At 73.2% G+C, this 25,039-nt stretch carries 22 protein-coding genes and 1 riboswitch; of the genes, 12 read left to right on the top strand and 10 right to left on the bottom strand.

Annotated elements, in window-relative coordinates; translation table 11 throughout:
* The first annotated feature begins 31 nt into the window (after positions 1-31).
* On the top strand, positions 32-1,519 hold the full coding sequence (locus C7C46_RS23495; protein WP_110671883.1) for an MFS transporter: 1,488 nt from the start codon (positions 32-34) through the stop codon (positions 1,517-1,519).
* Positions 1,520-1,546: 27 nt separating this feature from the next.
* On the opposite strand, the gene purB is transcribed toward C7C46_RS23495, so the two are convergent.
* The 4 genes from purB to C7C46_RS23515 all read right to left on the bottom strand — a co-directional run bounded on the left by purB (position 1,547) and on the right by C7C46_RS23515 (position 4,875).
* Positions 1,547-2,986 (bottom strand): adenylosuccinate lyase, encoded by a 1,440-nt coding sequence (purB, locus tag C7C46_RS23500; RefSeq protein ID WP_110671884.1) that lies wholly within the window; start codon positions 2,984-2,986, stop codon positions 1,547-1,549.
* 194 nt (positions 2,987-3,180) lie between these two features.
* A complete protein-coding gene (locus C7C46_RS23505; protein WP_245984751.1) occupies positions 3,181-3,621 on the bottom strand; it encodes a MarR family winged helix-turn-helix transcriptional regulator in 441 nt (146 codons plus the stop codon).
* 85 nt (positions 3,622-3,706) lie between these two features.
* A complete protein-coding gene (locus C7C46_RS23510; RefSeq protein ID WP_110671885.1) occupies positions 3,707-4,099 on the bottom strand; it encodes a DUF3037 domain-containing protein in 393 nt (130 codons plus the stop codon).
* 14 nt (positions 4,100-4,113) lie between these two features.
* Positions 4,114-4,875 (bottom strand): HipA family kinase, encoded by a 762-nt coding sequence (locus C7C46_RS23515; RefSeq protein WP_110671886.1) that lies wholly within the window; start codon positions 4,873-4,875, stop codon positions 4,114-4,116.
* A 132-nt stretch (positions 4,876-5,007) separates the two neighbouring features.
* On the opposite strand from C7C46_RS23515, the gene C7C46_RS23520 reads away from it, so the two are divergent.
* Positions 5,008-6,366: an NAD(P)/FAD-dependent oxidoreductase gene (locus tag C7C46_RS23520; protein ID WP_110671887.1), complete on the top strand. Its 1,359-nt coding sequence runs from the start codon at positions 5,008-5,010 to the stop codon at positions 6,364-6,366.
* Positions 6,367-6,453: 87 nt separating this feature from the next.
* Here the strand turns inward: C7C46_RS23520 and C7C46_RS23525 are convergent, their stop codons facing one another.
* Both C7C46_RS23525 and C7C46_RS23530 read right to left on the bottom strand, forming a co-directional pair.
* On the bottom strand, positions 6,454-7,623 hold the full coding sequence (locus C7C46_RS23525) for a GDSL-type esterase/lipase family protein (RefSeq protein WP_245984757.1): 1,170 nt from the start codon (positions 7,621-7,623) through the stop codon (positions 6,454-6,456).
* A gap of 253 nt (positions 7,624-7,876) precedes the next feature.
* Positions 7,877-9,217 (bottom strand): aminotransferase class I/II-fold pyridoxal phosphate-dependent enzyme, encoded by a 1,341-nt coding sequence (locus C7C46_RS23530; RefSeq protein WP_110671888.1) that lies wholly within the window; start codon positions 9,215-9,217, stop codon positions 7,877-7,879.
* A 49-nt stretch (positions 9,218-9,266) separates the two neighbouring features.
* Here C7C46_RS23530 and C7C46_RS23535 point away from each other — a divergent pair, with 49 nt between their 5' ends.
* From C7C46_RS23535 to C7C46_RS23555, 5 genes are all read left to right on the top strand, one after another.
* A complete protein-coding gene (locus C7C46_RS23535; protein ID WP_110671889.1) occupies positions 9,267-9,944 on the top strand; it encodes a pyridoxamine 5'-phosphate oxidase family protein in 678 nt (225 codons plus the stop codon).
* A 251-nt stretch (positions 9,945-10,195) separates the two neighbouring features.
* The gene (locus C7C46_RS23540; RefSeq protein WP_110671890.1) at positions 10,196-11,611 is read left to right on the top strand and encodes a sugar porter family MFS transporter; all 1,416 of its coding nucleotides are present in this window, start codon (positions 10,196-10,198) and stop codon (positions 11,609-11,611) included.
* A gap of 157 nt (positions 11,612-11,768) precedes the next feature.
* The gene (locus C7C46_RS23545) at positions 11,769-12,464 is read left to right on the top strand and encodes a dienelactone hydrolase family protein (RefSeq protein ID WP_110671891.1); all 696 of its coding nucleotides are present in this window, start codon (positions 11,769-11,771) and stop codon (positions 12,462-12,464) included.
* Positions 12,465-12,579: 115 nt separating this feature from the next.
* Entirely contained in the window at positions 12,580-13,848 is a 1,269-nt protein-coding gene (locus C7C46_RS23550) for an MFS transporter (protein ID WP_110671892.1), read from the top strand.
* Positions 13,849-13,962: 114 nt separating this feature from the next.
* Positions 13,963-14,199, top strand: a complete 237-nt coding sequence (locus C7C46_RS23555) for a hypothetical protein (RefSeq protein WP_425470110.1) — start codon at positions 13,963-13,965, stop codon at positions 14,197-14,199.
* Here the strand turns inward: C7C46_RS23555 and C7C46_RS23560 are convergent.
* Positions 14,196-14,528, bottom strand: coding sequence for a hypothetical protein (locus tag C7C46_RS23560; protein ID WP_110671893.1), 333 nt, complete (start codon positions 14,526-14,528; stop codon positions 14,196-14,198). The two genes, C7C46_RS23555 and C7C46_RS23560, sit on opposite strands and share 4 nt — an antisense overlap.
* Before the next feature lie 154 nt (positions 14,529-14,682).
* On the opposite strand from C7C46_RS23560, the gene C7C46_RS23565 reads away from it, so the two are divergent.
* A complete protein-coding gene (locus C7C46_RS23565; protein ID WP_110671894.1) occupies positions 14,683-14,874 on the top strand; it encodes a YegP family protein in 192 nt (63 codons plus the stop codon).
* A gap of 61 nt (positions 14,875-14,935) precedes the next feature.
* On the opposite strand, the gene C7C46_RS23570 is transcribed toward C7C46_RS23565, so the two are convergent.
* The gene (locus tag C7C46_RS23570; RefSeq protein ID WP_110671895.1) at positions 14,936-15,730 is read right to left on the bottom strand and encodes a CPBP family intramembrane glutamic endopeptidase; all 795 of its coding nucleotides are present in this window, start codon (positions 15,728-15,730) and stop codon (positions 14,936-14,938) included.
* Between the two features lie 66 nt (positions 15,731-15,796).
* Positions 15,797-17,299, bottom strand: coding sequence for a glutamate-cysteine ligase family protein (locus tag C7C46_RS23575; RefSeq protein ID WP_110671896.1), 1,503 nt, complete (start codon positions 17,297-17,299; stop codon positions 15,797-15,799).
* Positions 17,300-17,652: 353 nt separating this feature from the next.
* On the opposite strand from C7C46_RS23575, the gene C7C46_RS23580 reads away from it, so the two are divergent.
* Together C7C46_RS23580 and C7C46_RS23585 are read left to right on the top strand one after the other, a co-directional pair.
* Positions 17,653-18,225 (top strand): hypothetical protein, encoded by a 573-nt coding sequence (locus tag C7C46_RS23580; protein WP_110671897.1) that lies wholly within the window; start codon positions 17,653-17,655, stop codon positions 18,223-18,225.
* 363 nt (positions 18,226-18,588) lie between these two features.
* Complete coding sequence (locus tag C7C46_RS23585) at positions 18,589-18,780, top strand: DUF5999 family protein (RefSeq protein ID WP_110671898.1); 192 nt, start codon at positions 18,589-18,591, stop codon at positions 18,778-18,780.
* 71 nt (positions 18,781-18,851) lie between these two features.
* On the opposite strand, the gene gcvP is transcribed toward C7C46_RS23585, so the two are convergent.
* A complete protein-coding gene (gcvP, locus tag C7C46_RS23590) occupies positions 18,852-21,752 on the bottom strand; it encodes an aminomethyl-transferring glycine dehydrogenase (RefSeq protein WP_110671899.1) in 2,901 nt (966 codons plus the stop codon).
* A gap of 231 nt (positions 21,753-21,983) precedes the next feature.
* Positions 21,984-22,087, bottom strand: a riboswitch (glycine riboswitch).
* Positions 22,088-22,254: 167 nt separating this feature from the next.
* Between gcvP and C7C46_RS23595 the strand changes: the two genes are divergently transcribed.
* Together C7C46_RS23595 and C7C46_RS23600 are read left to right on the top strand one after the other, a co-directional pair.
* On the top strand, positions 22,255-23,301 hold the full coding sequence (locus C7C46_RS23595) for a PRC and DUF2382 domain-containing protein (RefSeq protein ID WP_110671900.1): 1,047 nt from the start codon (positions 22,255-22,257) through the stop codon (positions 23,299-23,301).
* Between the two features lie 186 nt (positions 23,302-23,487).
* A complete protein-coding gene (locus C7C46_RS23600; protein WP_110671901.1) occupies positions 23,488-24,975 on the top strand; it encodes an MFS transporter in 1,488 nt (495 codons plus the stop codon).
* Positions 24,976-25,039: the final 64 nt, after the last annotated feature.

The following is a 25,039-nucleotide window of genomic DNA, read 5'->3' on the forward strand; positions in this document are numbered from 1 at the left end:
GCCCGCCGCCCGGAGCGAGCAGGATCGAGCCATGGAGAACGGGATCAGGCTGAAGAGCGCCCAGGGCCGCTGGGTGGTGCTGGCCGCCGCCCTCGGCTCGGGCATGGCGATGCTCGACGGCACCGTGGTCAACGTGGCGCTGCCGCACATCGGCGCCGACCTGGGTGCCTCGCTCGCCGCCCTGCAGTGGACGGTCAACGCCTACCTGCTCACGCTGGCCGGGCTGATCCTGCTCGGCGGCTCGCTGGGCGACCACTACGGGCGGCGCCGGGTCTTCGTGATCGGGATCTGCTGGTTCGCCCTCGCCTCGGCGCTGTGCGCGCTGGCCCCCAGCATCGGGGTGCTGATCGCGGCCCGGGCGCTGCAGGGCATCGGCGGCGCGCTGCTCACCCCGGGCTCGCTGGCCCTGCTGCAGGCCGCCTTCCATCCCGACGACCGCTCCGGCGCCGTGGGTGCCTGGTCCGGCCTGGGCGGGGTGGCCACCGCGGTCGGCCCGTTCCTGGGCGGCTGGCTGGTCAGCGGTCCCGGCTGGCGGTGGATCTTCGTGCTCAACCTGCCGGTGGCCGCCGCCGTGGTGTTCCTGACGCTGCGCCACGTCCCGGAGAGCCGTGACGAGGAGGCCACCGGCCGGTTCGACGTGCCGGGCGCGGTGCTGGCCGCCCTCGCGCTGGGCGGGGTGACCTACGCGCTGACCGAGGCGGCCGAGGGCTTCTCCCCCGCGGTCGCCGTCTCGGCCCTGGCCGGGGTGCTGTTCGGGATCGCCTTCCTGCTGGTGGAGCGGCGCACCCCGGAGCCGATGCTGCCGCTCGGGCTCTTCTCCTCGCGGCTGTTCACCGTGGTCAACCTGGCCACCCTCGGCATCTACGGGGCGCTCGGCGGGATCTTCTTCTACCTTCAGGTCCAGTTGCAGACGGTGGCGGGCTTCACCCCGCTGGTCGCCGGGGTGGCCTTCGCGCCGGTGACCCTGCTGATGCTGCTCTTCTCGGCCCGGGCGGGGCGGCTGGCCACCCGGATCGGGCCGCGGCTGCCGCTGACGCTGGGTCCGCTGGTGGCGGCCGCCGGAGTGCTGCTGATGCTGCGGATCGGCCCGCAGGCCTCCTACTGGACGGACGTGCTGCCCGCCGCGGTGGTCTTCGGCGTCGGGCTGACCGCGCTGGTGGCGCCGCTGACCGCGACCGTGCTGGCGGCGGTGGAGGTGCGCCGGGCCGGCATCGCCAGCGGGGTCAACAACGCCGCCGCCCGGGCGGCCGGCCTGCTCGCGGTGGCCGCGCTGCCGCTGCTGACCGGGCTGAGCGGCGAGCAGTACCGGGTGGCGAGCTCGGTGGACGCCGCCTTCCGCAGCGCGGTGCTGATCTGCGCCGGGGCGCTGGTGGCGGCCGGCCTGCTGGCGCTGGTCGCGGTCCCCGGGCGCACCGCGCCGCCGGCCGCGGCCGCGGCCGAGCCGGACGTGACCTGGTACTGCGGCTCGACCGCGCCCCCGGTGGACCCCGGGCACCGCAGCCCGGAGTCCGCCGCCTGACCCGCCGTCACCGGCCGGTGCTGCTCGTTACAGGATGTCCCCGGGGGCGTACTTGGCCGCCGCCGGGTACCGGGCCGCGACCTCGCCGATCCGCTCGACCAGCGCGGCCACCTGGGCGCCGGCCGCGCCGGTGAAGGAGAGCCGGTCGGCCAGCAGCGCGTCCAGCGCGGCCCGGTCCAGCGGGATCCGCTCGTCGGCGGCCAGCCGGTCCAGCAGCTCGTTCTCCCGGGCGCCGGCCCGCATGGCGAGCGCCGAGGCGACCGCGTGCTCCTTGATCACCTCGTGGCCGACCTCGCGGCCCACCCCGGCCCGCACCGCGCCCATCAGCACCTTGGTGGTGGCCAGGAACGGCAGGTAGCGGTCCAGCTCGGCCTCGATCACGGCCGGGAACGCGCCGAACTCATCGAGCACGGTCAGGAAGGTCTCCAGCAGGCCGTCGAAGGCGAAGAACGCGTCCGGCAGCGCGACCCGGCGCACCACCGAGCAGGAGACGTCGCCCTCGTTCCACTGGTCGCCGGCCAGCTCGCCGGTCATCGAGGCGTAGCCGCGCAGGATCACCGCGAGGCCGTTGACCCGCTCGCAGGACCGGGTGTTCATCTTGTGCGGCATCGCCGAGGAGCCGACCTGGCCCTCCTTGAAGCCCTCGGTCACCAGCTCGTGACCGGCCATCAGGCGGATCGTCTTGGCCAGGCTGGAGGGGGCCGCGGCCAGCTGCACCAGGGCGGTGAGCACCTCGAAGTCCAGCGAGCGGGGGTAGACCTGGCCGACGCTGGTGAAGACGTTCTCGAAGCCGAGGTGGCCGGCCACCCGCTGCTCCAGCTCGGCGAGCTTGCCGGCGTCCCCGCCGAGCAGGTCGAGCATGTCCTGGGCGGTGCCGACCGGGCCCTTGATCCCGCGCAGCGGGTAACGGGCGATCAGCTCCTCCAGCCGGGCGAAGGCGACCAGCAGCTCGTCGGCGATGCTGGCGAAGCGCTTGCCGAGGGTGGTGGCCTGCGCGGCCACGTTGTGCGAGCGGCCGGCCATCACCAGTTCGGAGTGGTCGGCGGCCAGCCGGCCCAGGCGCACCAGCACCGCGACGGTGCGGTCGCGGACGTGCTCCAGCGACTGGCGCACCTGCAGCTGCTCGACGTTCTCGGTCAGGTCCCGGGACGTCATGCCCTTGTGGATCTGCTCGTGGCCGGCGAGCTCGCTGAACTCCTCGATCCGCGCCTTGACGTCGTGCCGGGTGACCCGCTCGCGGTTGGCGATGGAGGCCAGGTCCACCTGGTCCACCACCCGCTCGTAGTCGGCGACGGCGGTGGCCGGGACCTCGATGCCGAGGTCGCGCTGGGCCTTCAGCACCGCCAGCCACAGGTGGCGCTCGAGGACCACCTTGTGCTCGGGGGACCACAGCTGGGCCAGGGTGGCCGAGGCGTACCGGGCGGCCAGGACATTGGGGATCAAGGGCTTCGCGCTCACGCTTCGCAAGCCTAACAGTCGAGGTCAGCGCCGCCCGCAGGCAGGCCCTACCGGGCCGGCGGCCCCTTGGTCAGGGTGGTGACGCCGCCGCCGAGCGCCGGCAGCAGCACCAACCGGGGCACCGGCCAGCACCACCAACCGGGGCACCGGCCAGCACCACCAGGCGGCCAGTACGTCGTCCTCCCACCCCCGCACTGCCGCGCTCAGCCCTCGAGCAGTGGCAGCAGTTGGGCGCACATGGCCAGCAGTGCGGCCCGCTGCCCGGCGTCCAGCGCGTCCAGTGCGCGGTGCGCCCGGACCATGTCGGCGCGGATCTGCTGGAGCACCGCACGGCCGGTCTCGGTGATGGTGACGATCTTGACCCGGCGGTCGGTGGCGGCCGCCTCACGGCCGGCGAAGCCGAGGGCCTCCAGCCGGTCCACGATCCCGGTCACGTTGGACGCGTCGCAGCCCAGCCGGCCGGCCAGCGCCCGCATCGGGACCGCATCGGTGACCACCCCGAGCGCCTTGGCCTGCGAGGAGCTCAGCCCGTGCCGCGCCGCCGCCCCCGCGAAGTCGACGAAGAAGGCGGCGCTGACCGCTGCCACCGCGTCCATCAGGTCGGCGGTGGTGATCTCGGGGCCGGCGGTCGTCATGGGAGCCATGGGATCAGATTACGCATAAAAGCTTTATTAACTCCAGGTTTGACCCGTTGAACGAGCTGCCCCGGTGGACGAGCGGTTCGACCGGCTACGCGACCAACTGCGCGAACAGCCGGGCCAACTCGCCCGCCGGATCCGCGGTCAGCCCGGTGTGGACCGGGCCGGGCTGGACCACGGCGCTGCGCGGGGCGGTGAGCCAGCGGAACCGCTGACCCGGGGAGTCCTTCGCCGCCGGGCCGGCCGCCTCGCCGCCGGCCGCGACCGCCTCGATCCCGCGCAGCGCCCGGGCCACCCCGGCCAGGTCCACCGCCGGGTCCAGCGCCAGCAGCTTCGCCTCGGGCAGCAGGGTGCGCACCACCAGCCGGTCCTGCCAGCGGCAGTAGAGCAGCACGCCGAGGTTGACGCACTCGCCCCGCTCCACCCGCGGCACCGCCCGCACCACCGCGTACTCGTACTCCCGCAGCTCCTGCTGCTCCGACATGTCCGTCACATCCGTCACGCCGTCACCTCCGGTACCGGCAGCCACTCCCGCGGTCCGACCAGCCGCGCCGTCAGCTGGGCGACGTACGCCGCCCGCACCTCGTCGGGGTCGGCGAACCCCGGTTCGTCCACCAGGAACTCGTCCGGCACCGCCGCCGCGGCCGCGGCCAGCTGCGGCCCGGCCAGCGCCGCCAGTTCCTCGTCCACCTGCGCCGTCGGCAGCGCGAACCGGGCCAGCGCGTGGTCCCCCGCGTCGTAGTGGCGCCGGACCCAGCCGGCGGCCCCGGGCCAGTGGTGGTGGAAGACCAGGCTCGCCCCGTGGTCGATCAGCCGCAGCGCACCGCCCACCACCAGCAGGTTGGGGTTGCGCCAGGACCGGTCGACGTTGTTGATCAGCGCGTCGAACCAGAGCACCCGGGCGGCCAGCTCGGCGTCCACCTCGAAGCAGAGCGGGTCGAAGTTGAGCGCCCCGCTCTCGAAGGCCAGCCCGATGTTGAGCCCGCCGCTGGCCCGCATCTGCTCCTGGATCTGCTGCTCGGGCTCGCTGCGCGCCAACACCGGGTCCAGCCACAGGCGCACCAGCTCCGGCACCGGCAGTCCGAGCCCGCGGCCCAGCTCCCCGGCCAGCACCTCGGCCACCAGCGCCTTTCGCCCCTGGGCGGCACCGCTCCACTTGAGGGCGTAGAGCCGCCCGTCGTCAGCGGCCACCAGGCCGGGCATCGAGCCGCCCTCACGTAGCGGGGTCACGTAGCGCACGGCCGTCACTTCACGAAGCACGCGCCAACCCTACCCATCCGCCGGGTTGCGGTGGCGCGGCCCCGTGCCGCATGCGAGGGTGACGGAGAGTTGGCACCCCGTCCGCCCTGGCGCCGCGCCGGCAGCGCAGGCTCGTCCAGCGAAGGAACAGTCATGGAACGTCCTCGGATCCTGGTGATCGGCGGCGGCTTCGCCGGGCTGGAGTGCGCCCGTCGGCTGGAGCGCAAGCTGGCCGCCACGGAGGCCCAGATCAGCCTGGTCGCCCCGTTCAGCTACCAGCTCTACCTGCCGCTGCTGCCGCACGTGGCCGCCGGGGTGCTCACCCCGCAGTCGGTGGCGGTCTCGCTGCGGCGCTCGCTGCGCCGCACCGACGTCATCCCGGGCGGCGCGATCGGCATCGACCCGCGGGCCAAGGTGGCGATCATCCGCAAGATCACCGACCAGGAGATCGTGGAGCCGTACGACTATCTGGTGCTCGCCCCGGGCAGTGTGACCCGCACCTTCGACATCCCCGGCCTGACCGACCACGCCCGCGGCATGAAGACGCTGGCCGAGGCCACCTACATCCGCGACCACGTGATCGCCCAACTCGACCTGGCCTCCACCACCCTGGACCAGAACGAGCGCGCCGAGCGGCTGCAGTTCGTGGTGGTCGGCGGCGGCTACGCCGGCACCGAGACCGCCGCCTGCCTGCAGCGCCTGACCACCGCGGCGCTGGACCGCTACCCGCGGCTGGACCCGCGCCTGATCAAGTGGCACCTGATCGACATCGCGCCCAAGCTGATGCCCGAACTCGGCGACCACCTGGGCGCCCGGGCGCTGAAGGTGCTGCGCGAGCGCGGCGTGGAGGTCTCGCTCGGCGTCTCGGTCAAGGCGGTGGACGAACACGCCGTCACCTTCACCGACGGCCGGGTGATCCCGTCCCGCACCCTGATCTGGACCGCCGGCGTGGCGGCCAGCCCGCTGATCTCCACCCTGGACGCGGAGACGGTGCGCGGGCGGATCGCGGTCACCGCGGAGATGCGGGTGCCGCAGTTCGAGGGCGTCTTCGCGCTCGGCGACGCGGCCGCGGTGCCCGACCTGGCCAAGGGCGACGGCGCGGTCTGCCCGCCCACCGCCCAGCACTCGGCCCGTCAGGGCAAGAAGGTGGCCGACAACCTGGTCGCGGCGCTGCGCAACCAGCCGCTCCAGCCGTACTACCACAAGGACCTCGGCCTGGTGGTGGACCTGGGCGGCAAGGACGCGGTCTCCAAGCCGGTCGGCGTGGAGATGACCGGGGTGCCGGCCCAACTGGTGGCCCGGGGCTACCACCTGATGGCGATGCGGACCAACGTGGCGAAGTTCCGGGTGGGCTGCAACTGGCTGATCAACGCCACGGCCGGCGACGACTTCGTGCGCACCGGGTTCCTGGCCCGCCAGCCCGCCCGACTGCGCGACTTCGAGTACACCGACGCGTACCTGACGAAGGAGCAGGTGCGCGAGCACGCCCAGGCGCTGCAGGCCAAGCACTGAGCCCACCGGCGAACGCCGCCGCGCCCGTCCCCGGGGTCGAGGGGCGGGCGCGGCGGCGTTGGCGCCGACTGCCTAGCTGACGGCCGGTCAGTTCAGGTACACGCCCGAGGCGTCCCGGCCCGGGGTGTTGCGGCAGGCGTGGTTGCCCGCCGATGCCGCCCACATCAGGCTCAGGCAGCGGCCCAGTGCCAACTGGCCGTAGTAGTCGGGGTGCATCGACTCCTGCACGGTGCCCTGGCTGGCTGACAGGCCGGTGTCCACGAACCGGGCCCACTCGCTGGTGGTCGCCGAGGGCGCGGTGCCGGGGGCGGCCAGTCGGGTGCTGGTGGAGCAGACCTCGCGGCCCTGCAGGAAGTCGCGCAGGTCCAGGAAGTCCACGCCCTTGGCCGCGGCCACCTGCCTCAGCGCGTCGGAGATCTGCGGCACCATCGAGTCGCGGGCCCAGTCCGAGTCGGCGTCCCAGAACGGGCAGCCGCCGCTGTCGGCCCGGTCCCAGCCGCTCTCCGAGTAGCGGTTCTCCGAGCTGCGCGGGATCGGCGAGGGGTAGGACTGCAGCACCAGGCGGTAGGAGCCGGCGCTGTAGCCGTCGGCCGCCATCACCGCACGGATCTCGTCGATCGACTTGCCGACCCCGGCCATCGCGGCCGGCATCCGGCTGTCGATCGCCGCCTGCTGGTCGTCGTGGCAGTAGGAGTACCAGATCAGGTAGTCCTTGGCACAGGTGGTGATCACGTCGCTGAAGCCGAGGTCGTTGCCGCCGATCGACAGCGTGATCAGCTTGACCGTGTTCGTGGCCGCCACCGCGGCGAGCTGGTCGGCCTGCGGGGCTTCGCCCTTGTAGGCCTGGCCGCCGTTCGCGGCGCGGAAGATGTTGGCCGTGGTGGCACCGGAGCAGGCCAGGTTGATGCTGGTGGCGGCGATCCCGGTGGCGCTCCTGACCTCGGCCGAGTCCGAGCGGTCGCACCCGCTGGCGTAGGTCGAGCCGTAGACCGCACCGGGGTTGTAGCCGGAGCCGGTCCAGGACCGGTCGGTGCCGGCCCGGCTGCCGGAGGCGGTGTCGCTGTTGCCCTGCCAGCGACCGGCCTCGCCGGAGATGTACGAGTCGCCGAGGCTGACGCTGGCGGTCGGGCCGCTGGTCGCGTGTGCGGGGGCGGCCAGCACCAGCAGGCCGGTGGCACTGAGCGGGAGGGCGAGCAGGGCGGCGGTGAACCGCTTCGTTCGGGGGATGCGCGTGGTGCTGGACGAACTTTCGAGCACGACGGAACTCCTGCGGTCGGGCTCCCCCTGCTGTGGGGCGGAGGAGCCGCGTGAGGTGAGGGAGAGCCGCCGGCCGGTGGCGCGACGAATGTGGCATGCCCGCGTTGTTACCGCTAGGTAGGGAACGGCGCCGTTCCCGCTCTGTTACCGATGAGTTTCACGGCCGAGTTGCGATGCTCTGCGTAGCCGAATGCCGGCTGCCAAGCCCGGCACCGCTTACCGCCGGTAAGGACGCGGGCGAACCGAAGATTCTTCAGATCCGCCGGGCGTCCGCTCCCCGGGTACCGAGGACCGCCGCCAGGTCGGCCGCCAGCCGCGGCGCCTGGGCCGGCTCCAGCCGGCTCACCGTGATCCGGATCCCGGGCGGCGACTGCAACCGGAACACCGCGCCCGCGCTGACCGCCCAGCCGCGCTGCAACAGGCCGACCACGGCCGCCGTCTCCTCCGGCACCGGCACCCACACGTTCAGCCCGCTGCGCCCCCAGCCGTGGATGCCGTGCCGGGCCAGCTCCGCCAGCAGCGCCGAGCGCCGCTGCCCGTAGGCCTCCACCACCCCGGGCGGCGCCGCACCAAGGGTGCGCCACAGCTCGGCCGCGGTGCGCTGCAGCAGGTGGCTGACCCAGCCGGTGTCCAGCCGCTGGCGGCCGAGCAGCCGGTCCACCGTGTCCGGGTCGCCGGCCAGCACCGCCAGCCGCAGGTCCGGGCCGAAGGCCTTGGCGGCCGAGCGGATCACCACCCAGTGCCGCGGCTCGCCCGGGCCGACCAGGGTGTGGCAGGGCAGGTCGGTGATGCCGTGCCCGTGGTCGTCCTCGATCAGCAGCACTGCGGGGTGCTCGGCCAGCACCGCGCGCAGCTGCGCGGCCCGCTCTGCGGTGAGCGCGGCACCGGTGGGGTTCTGGGCCCGGTTGGTGAGGATCAGCGCCCGCACGCCGGCCGCGCAGGCCGCGGCCACCGCGTGCGGCAGCGGCCCGGACTCGTCCACCGCCACCGGCACCGGGCGCAGCCCGTGGGCCGGCAGCAGGTCGAACAGGCTGGCCCAGCCCGGGTCCTCGACCGCCACCTGGTCGCCGGCCCTCAGCCGGACGGCGAGCACCCGGTCGATCGCGTCCAGCGCGCCGTTGCTGACCGCCATCGCCCCGGTCGGCACCCCGTCGGCGGCGAAGCCGGCTCCGGCCAGCGCGAGCAGTTCGGGGTCGGCGGCCGGGTGGCCGTAGAGCACCGGCGCGCGGTCGGCGGCCGCACCGGCCGCCGCGAGGGCCGCGCCGAGCGGGGGCAGCAGGCGCGGGTCGGGGTCGCCGGCGGCCAGGTCGTGCACGCCGGGCGGGACGGCCGGGCGGACCTTGTCCCGGTAGCTGGTGACCGGGCGCGGGCGGATCCGGCTGCCCTTGCGGCCGGCCGTCTCGATCACCCCGCGGTCGCGCAGCAGCCGGTAGGCGGCGGCCACGGTGTTCGGGTTGACCCCGAGCTCTTCGGCCAGTTCGCGCAGCGGCGGCAGTGCCGCGCCGGGCTCCAGCCGGCCGGCCGCCACCGCCTGCTCCACGTCGGCCGCGATCTCGCTGGCACGGGCCCCGGTGATCCGATAGTCTCCTAGCACAAACAAGATTATGCACTAGTACATAATGGATAGCCAGTCGGGAGCACCCATGTCGGAGACCGCGAGCTACGCCCGCACCCCGCGGACCACCCCTACCCGCTACCGGGACCGGGCCACCTGGGAGCGGGCCGAGATCCACGCGGTGCTGGACTCGGCCTGGCTCTGCCACCTCGGCTTCACCGACGAGCAGGGCCGCCCGGTGGTGCTGCCCACCATCTACGCCCGCGTCGGCGACCGGCTCTACCTGCACGGCTCCACCGGCAGCCGCCCGCTGCGCACGGCCGGCCGGTCCGCCGGGCTGCCGGTCTGTGTGACGGTGACCCAGGTGGACGCCCTGGTGCTGACCAAGTCCGCCTTCAACCACTCCGTCAACTTCCGCTCGGTGGTGGCCCACGGCCTCGCCGAGCAGGTCACCGACCCGGCCGAGCTGGCCGTGGCGCTGGACGCGCTGGTCGACCAGGCGGTGCCGGGTCGCGCCGCCGACTGCCGCCCGGCCAACACCAAGGAGCTCGCCCAGACCGCGGTGATCCGGCTGGTGCTGGACGAGGTCTCGGCCAAGATCCGCCAGGACGGCGCGGACGACGATCCGGCCGACGAACAGCTCCCCCACTGGTCCGGCCTGGTCCCGGTCCGCACCGTGTACGGCGCCCCGCAGCCGCACCCGGGCACCACCCGCGAACTCCCCGGCTACCTGGCCGACTTCCAGCCCGGCGGGCCCCGCGGTTGACCGTTGGCGGTCCGTCCCCCACGAGGCTTGACCCTGGGCGCACCATCTGCCGGGCCTCGGTGAGCGTCACCTTGTCATCGGCGGCTACGACGGCGCGGTCCGCTTCGAGGGAGGCCGCGCTCCTGGCCCAGGTGCGCCGACGTCGGCTGCCCGGTGCACCCGAGGCGACATACCGCTGTTATTTCGCGGAAATCGGGCAGACTGCTGGTCTGATGGCCAGGACCATGCCCACTTTGTGACGGGAGCCGCCCGTGTCCAGTACCGCCCCACCGACGCAGGCCGACACGCACGCCCTGCTCGGCCACGTTGTCTTCATCTCGGCCGCCGCCGCCATGGGCGGCTTCCTGTTCGGCTACGACAGCGCGGTGATCAACGGAGCGGTCACCGGCATCCAGAAGCACTTCCAGGTCGGCAGCGGCGAGACCGCCTTCGTGGTGGCGATCGCGCTGCTCGGCTCGGCGGCCGGCGCCGTGGTGGCCGGTCAGCTGGCCGACCGGATGGGCCGGGTGCGCACCATGCTGCTGGCCGCGGTGCTGTTCGCGATCAGCGGGGTGGGCTCGATGTTCCCGCCCAGCATCCAGGTGCTGGCGCTGTGGCGGGTGCTGGGCGGGGTGGCCATCGGCATCGCCTCGGTGATCGCGCCCACCTACATCGCCGAGGTGGCGCCGACCGCCTACCGCGGCCGGCTGGCCTCCTTCCAGCAGATGGCCATCGTGCTCGGCATCACCGTCTCCCAGCTGGCCAACTGGGCGCTCAACAGCGCGGCCGGCGGCGAGTCCACCAACCACCTCGGCGGCGTCCAGGCCTGGCAGTGGATGCTCGGCGTGGAGGCGGTGCCCGCACTGGTCTACGGGGTGATGGCGCTGGCCATCCCGGAGTCGCCGCGCCACCTGATCGCCACCGGCCGCGAACAGCAGGCCCGCACGGTGCTCGCCGACGTGGAGGGCCCGGGCACCGACCTGGACGCCCGGGTGGCGCAGATCCGCGGCGTGCTGAAGAGCGAGCACAAGCCCAGGCTCACGGACCTGACGGGCGGTCGGTTCGGGCTGCTGCCGATCGTCTGGGTCGGCATCGGGGCCTCGGTCTTCCAGCAGTTCGTCGGCATCAACGTGATCTTCTACTACTCCTCGGTGCTGTGGCAGTCGGTCGGCATCAACGAGAGCAACTCGCTGCTGATCAGCCTCTCCACCTCGATCGTCAACGTGATCGGCACCGTGATCGCGATGGCGCTGGTGGACCGGATCGGCCGCAAGCCGCTGGCGGTGGCCGGCTCGATCGGCATGGCGGTGGCGCTGGCCACCGCCGCCTGGGCCTTCTCCTACCGCTCCGGCACCGGCACCTCGGCGACCCTGCCCAACCTGCAGGGCACCGTGGCGCTGGTGGCCGCGCACGTCTTCGTGCTCTGCTTCGCCTTCTCCTGGGGCGTGGTGGTCTGGGTGCTGCTCGGCGAGATGTTCCCCAACCGGATCCGCGCGCTGGCCCTGTCGGTCGCCGCCTCGGCCCAGTGGATCGCCAACTGGGCGATCACCGTGACCTTCCCCAACCTCTCCGACTGGAACCTGTCGGCCACCTACGTGATCTACGCCTGCTTCGCGCTGCTCTCCATCCCGTTCGTGGTCTTCTGCATCAAGGAGACCCGGGGCAAGGCGCTGGAGGAGATGGGCTGAGGCCCGCGCTTGGCCCGGACGGGCGACATGGCGGCTGCCCGGTCCGGCAACTGACCGGGCGCCGGGTACGCAGCCCCTACCATCGTCCCCGCGGGCCGCCCGGTCCCGCCGGCGCGGCACCCCACCGCTGCGCTCGCGGCTTCCCAGGAGATGCCCGATGGCCGAATCCGCCGCGCAGAACGTCACCTTCCCCAGCAACGGGGGCCAGGCGCACGGCTACCTGGCGCTGCCGCCCCAGGGGCACGGACCGGGACTGCTGGTGGTGCAGGAGTGGTGGGGGCTGACCAACCACGTCAGGTCACTGGTGGACCGGTTCGCGGCCGAGGGGTACCTGGCCCTGGCGCCCGACCTGTACGGCGGCACCACCACCCACGACCGCACCGAGGCCGCCCGGTTGCTCGCCGAGCTGCCGGTCGACGGCGCGGTGCGCGACCTGCGCGGCGCGGTCGACTTCCTGCTCGCGCACCCGGCGGTGGTCGGCGACGCGGTCGCGGTGGTCGGCTTCTGCATGGGCGGCGGCTTCGCGCTGCGGCTGGCCGCCCAGGAGGGCGACAAGGTGGCCGCCGTGGTCCCGTTCTACGGCCTGCCGCGCGAACCCGACTACGACTACCGGGGCCTGACGGCGCACGTGCTGGGCCACTTCGCCGAGCGCGACCACGGGCTGCCGCCGGCGGCGGTGGACGAGGCGGCGATCCGGATCGGCGAGGCCACCGACCGGCGGCCCGAGCTGCACTTCTACCCGGCCGGCCACGCCTTCATGAACGACGAGAACCTGCTGGGCACCTACGACCCGCTCCAGGCCCGCATCGCCTGGCGACGCACCCTCAGCTTCCTCCACGGCCACCTGGGCTGACCCGGCTTCGCCACCCCTGACGGGTTTGGTCCACCCGTACCGGGGTAGCTCCCCAAACCTGTCCCGCGCACCGGTCAGGACAGCTGCCACCCATGCCACCGTCATAGTCGGGCGAATGCCGAACCGAACCGAGGACCGCGCCCCCCGCCTACCCCGGGGCGGCCGCAGCTACCAGCTCCAGACCGCCGCCACCGTGATCAGTGGCCTCGGCAACGCGGGCGCACCGATCGCCACCGCCTTCGCGGTGCTGCGGATCGGCGGCGGGCCCGGCGAGATCGGCTCGGTCACCGGCGCGCGGCTGGCCGCCACCGTGCTCTTCCTGCTGATCGGCGGCGCGCTGGCGGACCGGCTGCCCCGGCACCGGGTGATGGTGGCCGCCAACCTGGGCAACGCGCTCTCCCAGGCGCTGCTCGCGGTGCTGGTGGTGACCGGTGCGGCGCGGCTGTGGGAGATCGTGCTGCTGTCGGCGGCCAACGGGATCGCGCTGGCCTTCTTCGCGCCGGCCGCCGAAGGCATGCTGATGGAGTCCGTGGACCAGGAGCAGGCCGGGCGGGCCTTCGCCCTGTTCCGCACCGCGCTCAACTCCTCGCAGATCGTCGGCGCCGCGCTCGGCGGCACCCTGGTGGCGGCGGTCGGTCCGGGCTGGGTGCTCGGGCTGGACGCGGTGGCGCTGACCGCGGCGGCCGCGCTGCGCGCGCTGCTGCGCGCGCCGGCCGGAAGCGCGCTGCCCGGACCCGGGATGGTGGCCGATCTGCGGGTCGGCTGGCGGGAGTTCACCTCGCGGCGGTGGCTCTGGGCGGTAGTGGTGCAGTACAGCGTGGTGAACGCCGCGCTGGTGGCCGCCGAGTCGGTGCTCGGCCCGATCGTGGCCGACCTGCGCCTGGGCGGTCCGCGCCCGTGGGGCATGGTGAACGCGGTGATGGGCGCCGGGCTGGTGGCCGGCGGCCTGCTGATGGTCCGTTGGCAGCCGCGCCGGCTGCTGCTGGCCGGCACCTTCGGCATCCTCGCCTTCGGGCTGCCGGCCGCGGTGCTGGCGGCCGGCGCCCCGCTGGCCGTGCTGGGTGTGGCGATGTTCGCCTCCGGGATCGGCGGCACCGTCTACGGGGTCAGCTGGACGATGGCGCTGCAGCAGGAGGTCCCGGCCGCCTCCTTCTCCCGGGTGGCCGCCTACGACTGGTGCGGCTCGGTGGCGCTGGCCCCGGTCGGCACCGCGGTCGCCGCCCCGCTGGCCGGCGGGCTCGGCCTGGACGGTGCCCTGTGGGCCTGTGCCGCAGCGATGACGCTGCTGTCGCTGCTGGTGCTGGTGGTGCCGGAGGTGCGCCGGCTGGCCCGCTGCGGGGCGCCCGAGCCGGCCCGGGCGGTGCGCGCCGAGGCCACCGCCTGACCGGCTGTTCGAGCCGGCTCCCCCCGTTGGGCTGAACTTGCCCCCGGCGCACAACCTTCCCGGCATCATGGCGGTCAGTTCAGGAGAGGCCCGCCGTCCCGGGAGGGAGACCCGTTGCCACGGCCACCGCACTGCACCATTTTTGACGGCACGTCAGATTCGCTGCCGGAGGGCTGCTGGCTGGTCGAGCTGGCCGGCGTGGACGGCCGCCGCTACGCCTACCGGGTCTACGCGGCCCGCACCGCACTGCCCGGAGACCTGTTCTGGTCCGCCCTGCACCACCACGACGAGGGGCCGCTGCCGCGCGCCTTCGACCTCTTCGACACGGCCCTCATCCGCCCGATCAGCTAGTGCGGCGGCGGGCTGTCCCAGCTGTAGCTGTCCGGCATGTTGTGCCGGCCGCCGTCGTTCTGGTTGTGGATGGTCGCCGCGGCGGTGTAGGAGGTCCCGTCGGTGAAGACCACCAGGCAGCTCAGGTGGGCGGTGGCCCCGCGCGTCGTGTCGTGCACGTGCGGGGTGCGGGAGACCGAGCCGACCGGCCGGTGGTCCGCGGTGGTGATGTGTGACTTCATCGCGTTCTGCAACGACACGTAGGCATCGGTGCTCCCGCCGCAGCCGGTCGCCGCACACGCCAGCGCCGCGCCCGCCACCAGGGCCCGCCACCGTCTCCTCAGCCGCATGGGCGCACTCCTGCTCGCTGCTCGGAAGGAGCACGAGCGTAGCGGACCACCCCGCCCGGCGGGCTACCCGGATGGGTCAGCTGACCTGCGTGCCCGGGGATCTGACCCTACGTTTCGTTCGTGGGGGCCATCCAGACGAGAGGTGAGCACTGCCATGGCAGGCAAGTTCGAGCTCTACACCGATGCGGACGGGATGCACCGCTTCCGCCTCAAGGCCAGCAACGGCACGGTCGTCGTGGTCGGCGACGCGCACGAGACCAAGGAGTCGCTGCTGAAGAACATCGAGTCGCTGCGCAAACTGGCGCCCTACGCCCAGTTGCAGGAGTCGGTCGGCGCTCGGGCCTGATCGGTGGGCTCGGCACCGGTGGCCCGGACCGTCCGGTCCGGGCCACCGGCACGGCGGCGGGTCAGAGCCAGCCGACGTGCGGCTTGAGCAGCGCGTACCCGACGAAGGCCACCGTGTCGATCAGCGCGTGCGCGGCCACCAGCGGCATCACCCGGCCCCAGCGCCGGTACAGCAGCACGAAGACCGCACCCATCACCATGTTGCCGACCAGTCCCCCGACCCCCTGGTACAGGTGGTACGAACCGCGCACCACGGCGCTGGTGACCAGCACCGCCGCGGCCGTCCAGCCGCGCTGGTCCAGCCGGCGGACCAGGTAGCCGAGCACCACCACCTCCTCCAGCACCGCGTTCTGGCAGGCGGAGAGCACCAGCACCGGGATCCGCCACCAGACGTCGGGCAGCCCGGAGGGCGCCACGTGGAGGTTGAACCCGGCCGCCTTGGAGCCGAAGTAGAGCGCCAGCCCGCTGCCGCCGATCACCGCCGCCACCGCCGTGCCGCGGCCCAGGTCGCGCAGCTTGTCCCGCAGGTCGAAGCCGAGCACCCGCAGCGCGGTGCCCTCGCGCACCAGCAGGTAGCCGACCAGCGCCACCGGCATCAGGCCCTTGGCCACGTAGTAGAGCTGGTAGGCCAGGTCCAGCCAGGGCCGTCCGGGCGCCGCCGAGGCGTTCAGCGAGACGGTCTGCTCGGACAGCGCCTTCGCCGTGGTGAGCGAGTCGACGAAGCTGATCAGCGCGTACACGCCGCTGGCCCCGAGCGAGAGGCCGAGCACGATGAGCAGTTCGGCGCCGTACAGCCGACGCCGCCGGTCGCCGGGCAGCAGGACGGTCTCGGGCTGCGCGGGCTGTGCCATCGTCATGGCGGATCATCTTGTCACACCGAAATGCTGCTCAGACCGGTACCAAGGCCGCTGAGCAGCGGCGCGTCAGCCCACCGGCCAGCTGTGCACCGGCTCGCCGGCCCGCGACAGCTCCATGTACCGGCGGGTCATGGTGGCCAGTGCGGTCGCCCGGTCCATCCCGTACCGCTCGCGCAGCTGGTGCACGGTGGCCGCCTGCCAGCCCGCGCCGTTGGTGCGGCGCAGGCAGCGCTGCTCGATGATGCCCAGGTAGCGGTCCCGGTCGGCGGGCTGCACGCCCCACTCGTCCAGGCCCTGGTAGGCCAGCGGCAGCAGCTCGCCGAGCACCAGGTCGACGGCCGGCAGCTCGGTCAGCGCACCGCGGGCGCCACGGCCCTGGCGCACCCAGGTCAGCGAGGCGTCGATGCCGTACCGGCAGGCGGTGTGGAAGTTCTCGTCGGCCCGCTCGAACGGCAGCCTGGTCCAGACCGGCCGAGGCTGCTCGGCCAGCGCCCGGACCAGCCCGTAGTAGAAGGCGGCGTTGGCCAGCGTGTCGGCCACCGTCGGGCCGGCCGGCAGGCAGCGGTTCTCCACCCGCAGGTGCGGGATCCCGTCGGCCACGTCGTAGACCGGGCGGTTCCACCGGTAGACGGTGCCGTTGTGCAGCCGCATCTCGCCCAGCCGCGGTATCCCGCCCGAGGCCAGCACCTTGGCCGGGTCCTCGTCGTCGCAGATCGGCAGCAGCGCCGGGAAGTAGCGCAGGTTCTCCGCGAACAGCTCGGTCACCGAGTCCACCCAGCGCTCGCCGAACCAGGTGATCGGGCGCACGCCCTGCGCCTTGAGCTCGGCCGAGCGGGTGTCGCAGGCCTGCTGGAAGAGCACCGGCCGGGTCTCGCGCCACAGCTCGCGGCCGAACAGGAACGGCGAGTTGGCGCCGAGCGCGACCTGGGCGGCGGAGATCGCCTGGGCCGCGTTCCAGACCGGGGCGAACCGGTCGGGGGTGACCTGCAGGTGCAGCTGCAGCGAGGTGGCGGCGGCCTCGGCCACCATGCTCACCGAGTCCAGCTGCAGGTGCTCCACACCCTCGATGTCCAGCGCGATGTCCTCGCCGCGGGCGGCCAGGATCTGGTCGCTGAGCAGGGTGTAGCGGTTGTTGCGGCTCATCGCGTCCAGCCCGGTGTGCGCCAGGTCCAGGGTCGGCAGCACCCCGACCATGACGATCCGGGCACCGGCCTCCTCGGCCCGCCGGTCGGCGTAGCGCAGCCCGGTGTCCAGCTCCTCGCGCAGCTCCTCGAAGACGTGGCCGCTGAGCCGGTGCGGGGCGACGTTGACCTCGATGTTGAACTGGCCGAGCTCGGTCTGGAAGTCCTGGCAGGCGATGGCGTCCAGCACCCGCTCGTTGCCGAGCACCGGCCGGCCCTGCTCGTCGGCCAGGTTGAGCTCGATCTCCAGCCCGATCCGGGCCCGGGGGCGGTCGAAGCGCCCGTCCCGGAGCATCCGCTCCAGCGCCTCCTGACAGGCCTGCAACTTGCGCCGGTACTGCTGGCGGTCCGCCAGCTCCGCGCGGGTCGCGATGACCTTCTCCCCCATGGATTACCCCCTTCGGCCGTCTCCACCGTGCCCTGCATCATGCCCAGCCGGAAGATCGATACCCGATGCCCGGTAATGCCTTGCGGCACAAGGGAACTGACGATCTTTCATCCGGACCCCGACTTGCCCCGCGCGACGGAAGGTGATAAACAGGTCACCCTGCGCACTTGTTCGAGTGGCTCCGCGCGGCACCCACCCCGGCCTGGACGACGCCGTCCTGGCCGGTCGGCTGCCCACCGCGGGGTCCGCCCGCGCGCCCAGCCCCGCGATCACGCCCAACCGGACCCGGCCCTGTCGCGCCACGCCGGTATGCCGCCTTCGCACGCCGATCTCGCACGGAGAGGCGACCCGCCATGACCTTGCAGACCCCTCAGCCCCCGCCCAGCGCACTGCGCGCGGTACTGGCCGCCCTGAGCTCGGACACCGCGCTGCGCGGTGCCGGCATCGCGGCGCCGAGCAGTACCGCCGGCCCGCTGCTGCCTGCCCACCCGCTCGCGGTGCACCAGCTGCCACCGGGGACGGCGACGGCGCGCGCGCTGGCCGCGGCCCCCCGCACAGGCTGGCGGTTCCTGCTGCAACAGGGCGGGTTGGTGCTGGCCGCCGCCGAGCTGGTGAAGTCCAGCGAGGGGCACAGCTTCGCGCACTTCACGGCCGGTCCGTACCTGGACTCGACGGTGCGTGCACTGGAGCTGGCCCGCCAGCTGGTGCAGCCCTCGCACACCACCTACCGGGCCCGGCTGCTCTCGATGCCGAACCACTACGCCACCGCCCTGTGGCTGCACGCCGTGGAGGCCGATCCGGCGGCCGACCTGCTGCTGCCGCTGGCCCCCGCCCCGCTCGGGGTGGCCGCGCACCACGCCTACCCGGCCGAGGAGCTGCTCGCCCGGCTGACCCGGCCCCGGGCCAGAGTGACGGCCTTCGCCTGAGCCCGGCCGAAGGACCGCCTGCCCTCCGGCTCACCCCTTCGGACGCACCACCCGTTCCGACGCACCACCCGTTCCGACGCACCACCCGTTCCGACGCACCACCCGTTCCGACTACGCGGGGCCACCCGGCCGGATCACGGCCCGGTGGCCCCTTCGGTGCCCGCAGGTCCGCACCGGCCATCTGAATGGGTGATCTCTGGATCTCAGTTGTGGCACATGTCACCAAAACCGGTGCGTTCGCGCCCGCACGGGATGACACTGGGACCCAGCGTGGAAGGACCACCTTCCTACCCACAGATGCGCGGGTTCACACCTGAGTGCCGCTGCGGGGGGCGTGGATCGCAAGTGAAGCGAGGTACGACGATGTGCCAGCACCGACCTGAGTGCCCGTCGGCGGAGTCCGCCGACCGTGAGGCGGCCGTGGTGGTCGCCCGTCACCCCGAGCAGGGCTGGAGCCTGCTCTGCAACGGGGTACTGCTCTTCGACGACACCGGCGAGCTGCTGCCGGACGGTCGGGTGATCGCCCCGCGCCGCTCACTGGTCATCGCCGCCTGACGGTCCCGCACCTGACGAAGTCCCCGGCAGCCTGCGGCTGCCGGGGACTTCGTCAGTCCGGTGTCAGAGCGTCAGACGCCGTACTCGTCCAGCGGCGGGCAGGAGCAGACCAGGTGGCGGTCGCCGTAGGCGCCGTCGATCCGGCTCACCGGCGGCCAGTACTTGTCCGCCGGGTTGACGCCCGCCGGGAAGACCGCCTCCTGGCGCGAGTAGCCGTGCGCCCAGTCGCCGGCCAGCGCCGAGGCGGTGTGCGGGGCGTTGCTCAGCGGGTTGTCGGCCGGGTCCCACTCGCCGGAGCCGACCTTCTCGATCTCGCCGCGGATCTCGATCATCGCCGCGCAGAAGCGGTCGATCTCGTGCAGGTCCTCGGACTCGGTCGGCTCGATCATCAGCGTGCCGGCCACCGGGAAGGACATGGTCGGGGCGTGGAAGCCGTAGTCGATCAGGCGCTTGGCGATGTCGTCCACGCTCACCCCCGTCTCCTTGGTGAGCGGGCGCAGGTCGATGATGCACTCGTGCGCGACCAGGCCGCCGGGGCCGGTGTAGAGCACCGGGAAGTGCGGGGCCAGCCGCTTGGCGATGTAGTTGGCGTTCAGCACCGCCACCTGGGTGGCGCGCTTGAGGCCCTCGCCGCCCATCAGGCGCACGTACGCCCAGGAGATCGGCAGGATCGCCGCCGAGCCCCAGGGCGCGGCCGAGATCGGGCCCACCCCGGTGGCCGGGCCGGCCTCGGACTGCAGCGGGTGGTTGGGCAGGTACGGCGCCAGGTGGGCGCGCACCGCCACCGGGCCGACGCCCGGGCCGCCGCCGCCGTGCGGGATGCAGAAGGTCTTGTGCAGGTTCAGGTGCGAGACGTCCGCGCCGAACTTGCCCGGCTTGGCCAGGCCGACCAGGGCGTTCAGGTTGGCGCCGTCCACGTAGACCTGGCCGCCCGCCTCGTGCACCATGGCGCAGATCTCGGTGATCTGGGTCTCGTACACGCCGTGGGTGGAGGGGTAGGTGACCATCAGCACCGAGAGCTGGTCGCGGTGCTGCTCGATCTTGGCCTTGAGGTCCTCGACGTCCACGTCGCCGTCGGTCAGGGTCTTCACCACGACCACCCGCATGCCCGCCATCACCGCGGAGGCGGCGTTGGTGCCGTGCGCGGAGGACGGGATCAGGCAGACGTCGCGCTGGGTGTCGCCGTTGGCCTGGTGGTAGGCGCGCACGGCCAGCAGGCCGGCGAACTCGCCCTGGGAACCGGCGTTGGGCTGGATGGAGACCGCGTCGTAGCCGGTCACCTCGACCAGCTGCTGCTCGAGCTGGCGGATCAGGGTCAGGTAGCCCTGGGCCTGCTCGATCGGGGCGAAGGGGTGCAGCTGGCCGAACTCGGGCCAGGTGACCGCCTCCATCTCGGTGGTGGCGTTGAGCTTCATGGTGCAGGAGCCGAGCGGGATCATGCCGCGGTCCAGCGCGTAGTCCCGGTCCGAGAGGCGGCGCAGGTAGCGCAGCATCGCGGTCTCCGAGCGGTGGCTGTGGAAGACCGGGTGCGTCAGGTACTCGTCGGTACGCAGCAGCGCGGCCGGCAGCGTGTCGGCGCTCTCGGCCACCTCGGCGCCGACCACGCCGAAGGCGGTCCAGACGGCGGCCAGGTGCTCGCGGGTGGTGGTCTCGTCGCACGAGATCGAGACGGTGTCGGCGTCCACCTGGTACAGGTTGACGCCCTCGCCGCGGGCGGCCAGCACGACCTCGGCGGCCCGGCCGGGCACCTTGGCGGTGACGGTGTCGAAGAACGCGCCGTGCGCCAGCTCGATGCCGCCCGCCCGCAGGCCCTCGGCCAGTGCGGCCGCGTAGCGGTGGGTGCGGCGGGCGATCTCGGCCAGGCCGTCCGGACCGTGGTAGACGGCGTACATCGAGGCCATCACGGCCAGCAGCACCTGGGCGGTGCAGATGTTGCTGGTCGCCTTCTCGCGGCGGATGTGCTGCTCGCGGGTCTGCAGCGCCAGGCGGTAGGCGCGGTGGCCGTCCGCGTCCACCGAGACGCCGACCAGCCGGCCGGGCAGCGAGCGGGCGTACTCGGCGCGCACCGAGAGGTAGCCGGCGTGCGGGCCGCCGAAGCCCATCGGCACGCCGAAGCGCTGCGAGGTGCCGCAGGCGATGTCGGCGCCCAGCTCGCCCGGGGACTTCAGCAGGGTCAGCGCCAGCAGGTCGGCGGCGACCGCGACGACGGCGCCCAGGCCGTGCGCCTGCTCGATCACCGGGGTCAGGTCGCGCACCGCGCCGGAGGCGCCCGGGTACTGCAGCAGCACACCGAAGACGCCGCCCTCGGCGATCTCGGCCGGGATGCCCGCGGACAGGTCGGCGACGACCACCTCGACGCCGACCGGCAGCGCACGGGTCCTGATCACCGCGATGGTCTGCGGCAGCGTGTCCGCGTCGACCAGGAAGACCCCGTCCTTGACCTTGGTCACCCGGCGGGCCAGCGCCATCGCCTCGGCGGCCGCGGTGCCCTCGTCCAGCAGCGAGGAGCCGGAGGTGGGCAGGCCGGTCAGGTCGGAGACCAGGGTCTGGAAGTTGAGCAGCGCCTCCAGCCGGCCCTGCGAGATCTCCGGCTGGTACGGCGTGTAGGCGGTGTACCAGGCCGGGTTCTCCATGACGTTGCGCAGGATCACCGGCGGGGTGAAGGTGCCGTAGTAGCCCAGCCCGATCATCGGGGTGAGGACCGTGTTGCGCCCGGCCAGCTCACGCAGCTCGGCGAGCACCTGGGCCTCGCTGCGGCCGGCCGGCAGGTCCAGGCCGGTGATGGAGCGGATCGCCTCCGGGACGGCGGCGGTGGCGAGCTCGGCCAGCGAGGTGTAGCCCACCTGGGCGAGCATCTTCTCCTGGGCATCGGCGTCGGGGCCGATGTGGCGCGACTCGAAGGGGCTGGCCGCTTCGAGCTCGGCGAGGGTCGCGGTGCTGCTGGGTCGACCGGCGGTCGGCTGGGCAGTCATGGTGGTCGAGGCCTCCTGGTCACGGACCGGCGGGGGCACGCACGCCGGGCCGTGGCCGCCTGGGGGAGCGGACGGCCTTGGGGCGGGCGAGCCCGTCAGGCCTCCCCCTCTGTCATCGGGACCTGAGAGCTTCGCCCGCGCGGGGCGGCTGCCCCGCCGGCTTGCACCGTCGGTGAGGGTGGTCGCCACCGGCTCCCTCGCCGGCGGTCCTGCCCTGCTTTCCAGAGTGACCTATCCCGCACGGTACGGATGCCTGAGAGATTCCGGGGAGGGTTTGCTCCTTCGGCGCCCCGCTCCCTGTTCAGCAGGGGTGGGGACTCTCCCGAACGGGTTCGGCGGTCGCGCCCAGGGTACCAGCGCGGGCCCGTCCGGAACCGGGCGGGTGATCGATCGCACTCCCCCACACGGGCGATGACCTGGCCCCAACGGACGCCCCCGGCTGGCCGATGTCCGGTACGTGGCATTTGGTGTGAGTCGAAGGTAGTAGCCCCAGGAGGAAAGCGTGCAGACCGACATCGATCCCCGAGACCTGATCGGGCACAAGGCCGTCGACCGCAACGGCGACAAGATCGGCACGGTGGACGAGGTCTACCTCGACGACGCGACCGGAGAGCCCGAATGGGCGGCCGTGCGGACCGGAATCTTCGGGCGGGACGCCTTCGTCCCGCTCACCACGAGCGAGTTCTCCGGCGAGGAACTGCGCGTGCCCTACGACAAGGCCCTGATCAAGGAGTCGCCGGACTTCGGGGTCGGCCAGCACCTGTCCCCCGCGCAGGAGCTGCAGCTGTACCGCTACTACGGGCTGGACTCGCCCGGCGCCGGCCGCACCAACGGCAACGCCAAGGCGGCACCCGGCGACATGGACTTCGGTGCGGTGGCGCCCGCCGCCTCGGCCACCACCACCGCCACCCGGCCCGCCACGACGAGCCCGGCCGCCGCCCCGACGACGATCGGGCTGGACAAGCCGGTCGAGCCGCACCCGGCCCCGGTCCCGCCGGCGCCGCCCGCCCCGGACCCGGTGCACCCGACCGGGACGGCCCCGGCAGCCGCGGCGGCGGCCACCGGGCAGAGCGCGGCCACCACGCCGCCGCCCGGCCCGATCGAGCTGACGCTGCGTGAGGAGCGGCTGGAGATCACCAACGAGTGGCACGTGCTGGGCACCGCCCGGATGCGCAAGTACGTGGTCACCGAGCCGGTCGAGCGCCGGGTCCAGGTGGTCCGCGAGCGGGTCCGGGTGGAGCGGGTCGCGGTCTCCGACGCGGAGCGGGCCGCACTCTCCGCCCAGGAGATCGCCGAGGCCGCCGAGGAGGTGACGCTGCGCGAGGAGCGCCCGGTGGTGCGCAAGTTCGTGGCCCCGCTGGAGCGGGTCCGCCTGGTGGTCGAGCGGTACACCGAGGAGAAGGTGATCACCGACGAGCTGCGCCGCGAGGAGGTCGAGATCCACGACAGCACCATGCCCGACCCGACGCAGTCCACCTCGGCCCACCCCGTCGACATGCAGCCGCAGGCTGTCCCGACGCACACCGCCAGGGCCGACACTCCGGCCTGAGCTGCGGCGGCACTGCCCCGGCCCGCGCACCGCGCGGCAGCCGGGGCAGTCGCGTGCCATCAAGCTTCAGCCATCGATATTTGACAATATCAAGCACTTCTCGGCATGGTTACTTCACCACATTGACTATCGCTGGCGTGAAGCAGCCTGACAGGCCGCCACAGCCCGTCCCAGAAGGAGCCATCCGTGCGTGAGGCAGCCAAGCCCGCCGCCACGGCCGAGCAAGTGAGCAGCGCCCGGGTCCTGCCCGCCCTCGTGCTGGCGATGCTGGCCTACAGCGTGATCCAGACGGCCGTGGTGCCGATCCTGCCCTCGCTGGCCAAGGAACTGAACGTCTCCGGGTCCGACATCACCTGGCTGATGACGGCCAACCTGCTGTCGGCCGCCGTGCTCACCCCGCTGCTGGGCCGCTTCGGCGACCTGCGCGGCCGCAAGCCCATGCTGCTGATCTCGCTGGCGGGCCTGGTGCTCGGCTCCGGGCTCGCCGTGGTCACCCACTCGTTCACCCTGCTGGTGGTGGCCCGGGTGCTGCAGGGCGCCGGCGGCGGTGTTCTGCCGCTGGCGATCAGCATCGTGCGCGACGAGCTGCCGCGGCACAAGGTGACCGGCGGCGTGGCCGCCATCTCCGCCTCGATGGGCGTCGGCTCCGGCCTGGGCCTGGTCGCCACCGGTCTGCTGCTCGAGCACTGGGACTACAAGTCGATCTTCTGGATGGGCCTGGTCTTCGGCCTGATCGCGGTCGCCCTGGTGGTCTGGCGGGTGCCGCAGGACCCGGTGGTGGACCGCGCCGGCGGCGCCGACCCGCTGGGCGCGATCACCCTGGCCGGCTGGCTCTCCGCCCTGCTGGTCGCGGTCAGCCGCGGCAACGAGTGGGGCTGGACCTCCAACAAGACGCTGGGCCTGTTCGCCGTCGCCGCCGTGGTCGCGCTGATCTGGGGGATCATCGAGGTCAAGGTCGCCCACCCGCTGGTGGACATGAAGATGATGGCCCGTCCGGCGGTCGCCTTCACCAACATCTCCGGCCTGCTGATCGGGTTCGGCATGTACGGCTCCTTCCTGGTGATCAGCAACTTCGCCCAGACCCCGGCCAAGCTCGCGCACTACGGCTTCACCGCCACCGTGCTGCACGCCGGTGTGATGCTGCTGCCCTCCGCGCTCGGCTCGATGGCCGCCGCCCCGGTCGGCGCGCTGCTGATCGCCCGTCGCGGCCCGCGCCTGCCGCTGGTCCTGGGCGGCCTGCTCGGCTTCGTCTCGATGGCCTACCTGGCCGTGCGGCACAGCGCCGAGGGTGACATCTACTTCGCCTCGGCGATCTTCGGCCTCGGCGTGGGCCTGGCCTACGCGGCCATGCCGGCCTACATCAACGGCGCGGTCCCGGCCGAGCAGAGCGGCATCGCCAACGGCATGAACGCGGTGCTGCGCACCGTCGGCGGTGCGATCGGCACCGCCGTGATGGGCGCCATCCTCACCGGCGACACCATCAAGCACCTGCCGATCCCGATCCAGCTGCCGACCGAGCACGCCTACCAGCACGCCTTCTGGGTGGCCGCCGTGATGTGCGTGGTCGCCGCCGCCGTGCCGTTCGCGATCCGCTCCGTCCGCTCCAACCCGGCTCCGGTCGGCGACGCCGCACCGGCCGACGCCCCCGCGGAGCCCGCCAAGACCGGCGCCTGACGAGGCCGCCGCAGTCCGGGCCGCCCAGGGATCGGCGGCCCGGCGACGAGTGAGCTCCCTGCCC

It is taken from the genome of Streptomyces tateyamensis, from assembly GCF_003205575.1.
Lineage (GTDB): Bacteria > Actinomycetota > Actinomycetes > Streptomycetales > Streptomycetaceae > Kitasatospora > Kitasatospora tateyamensis.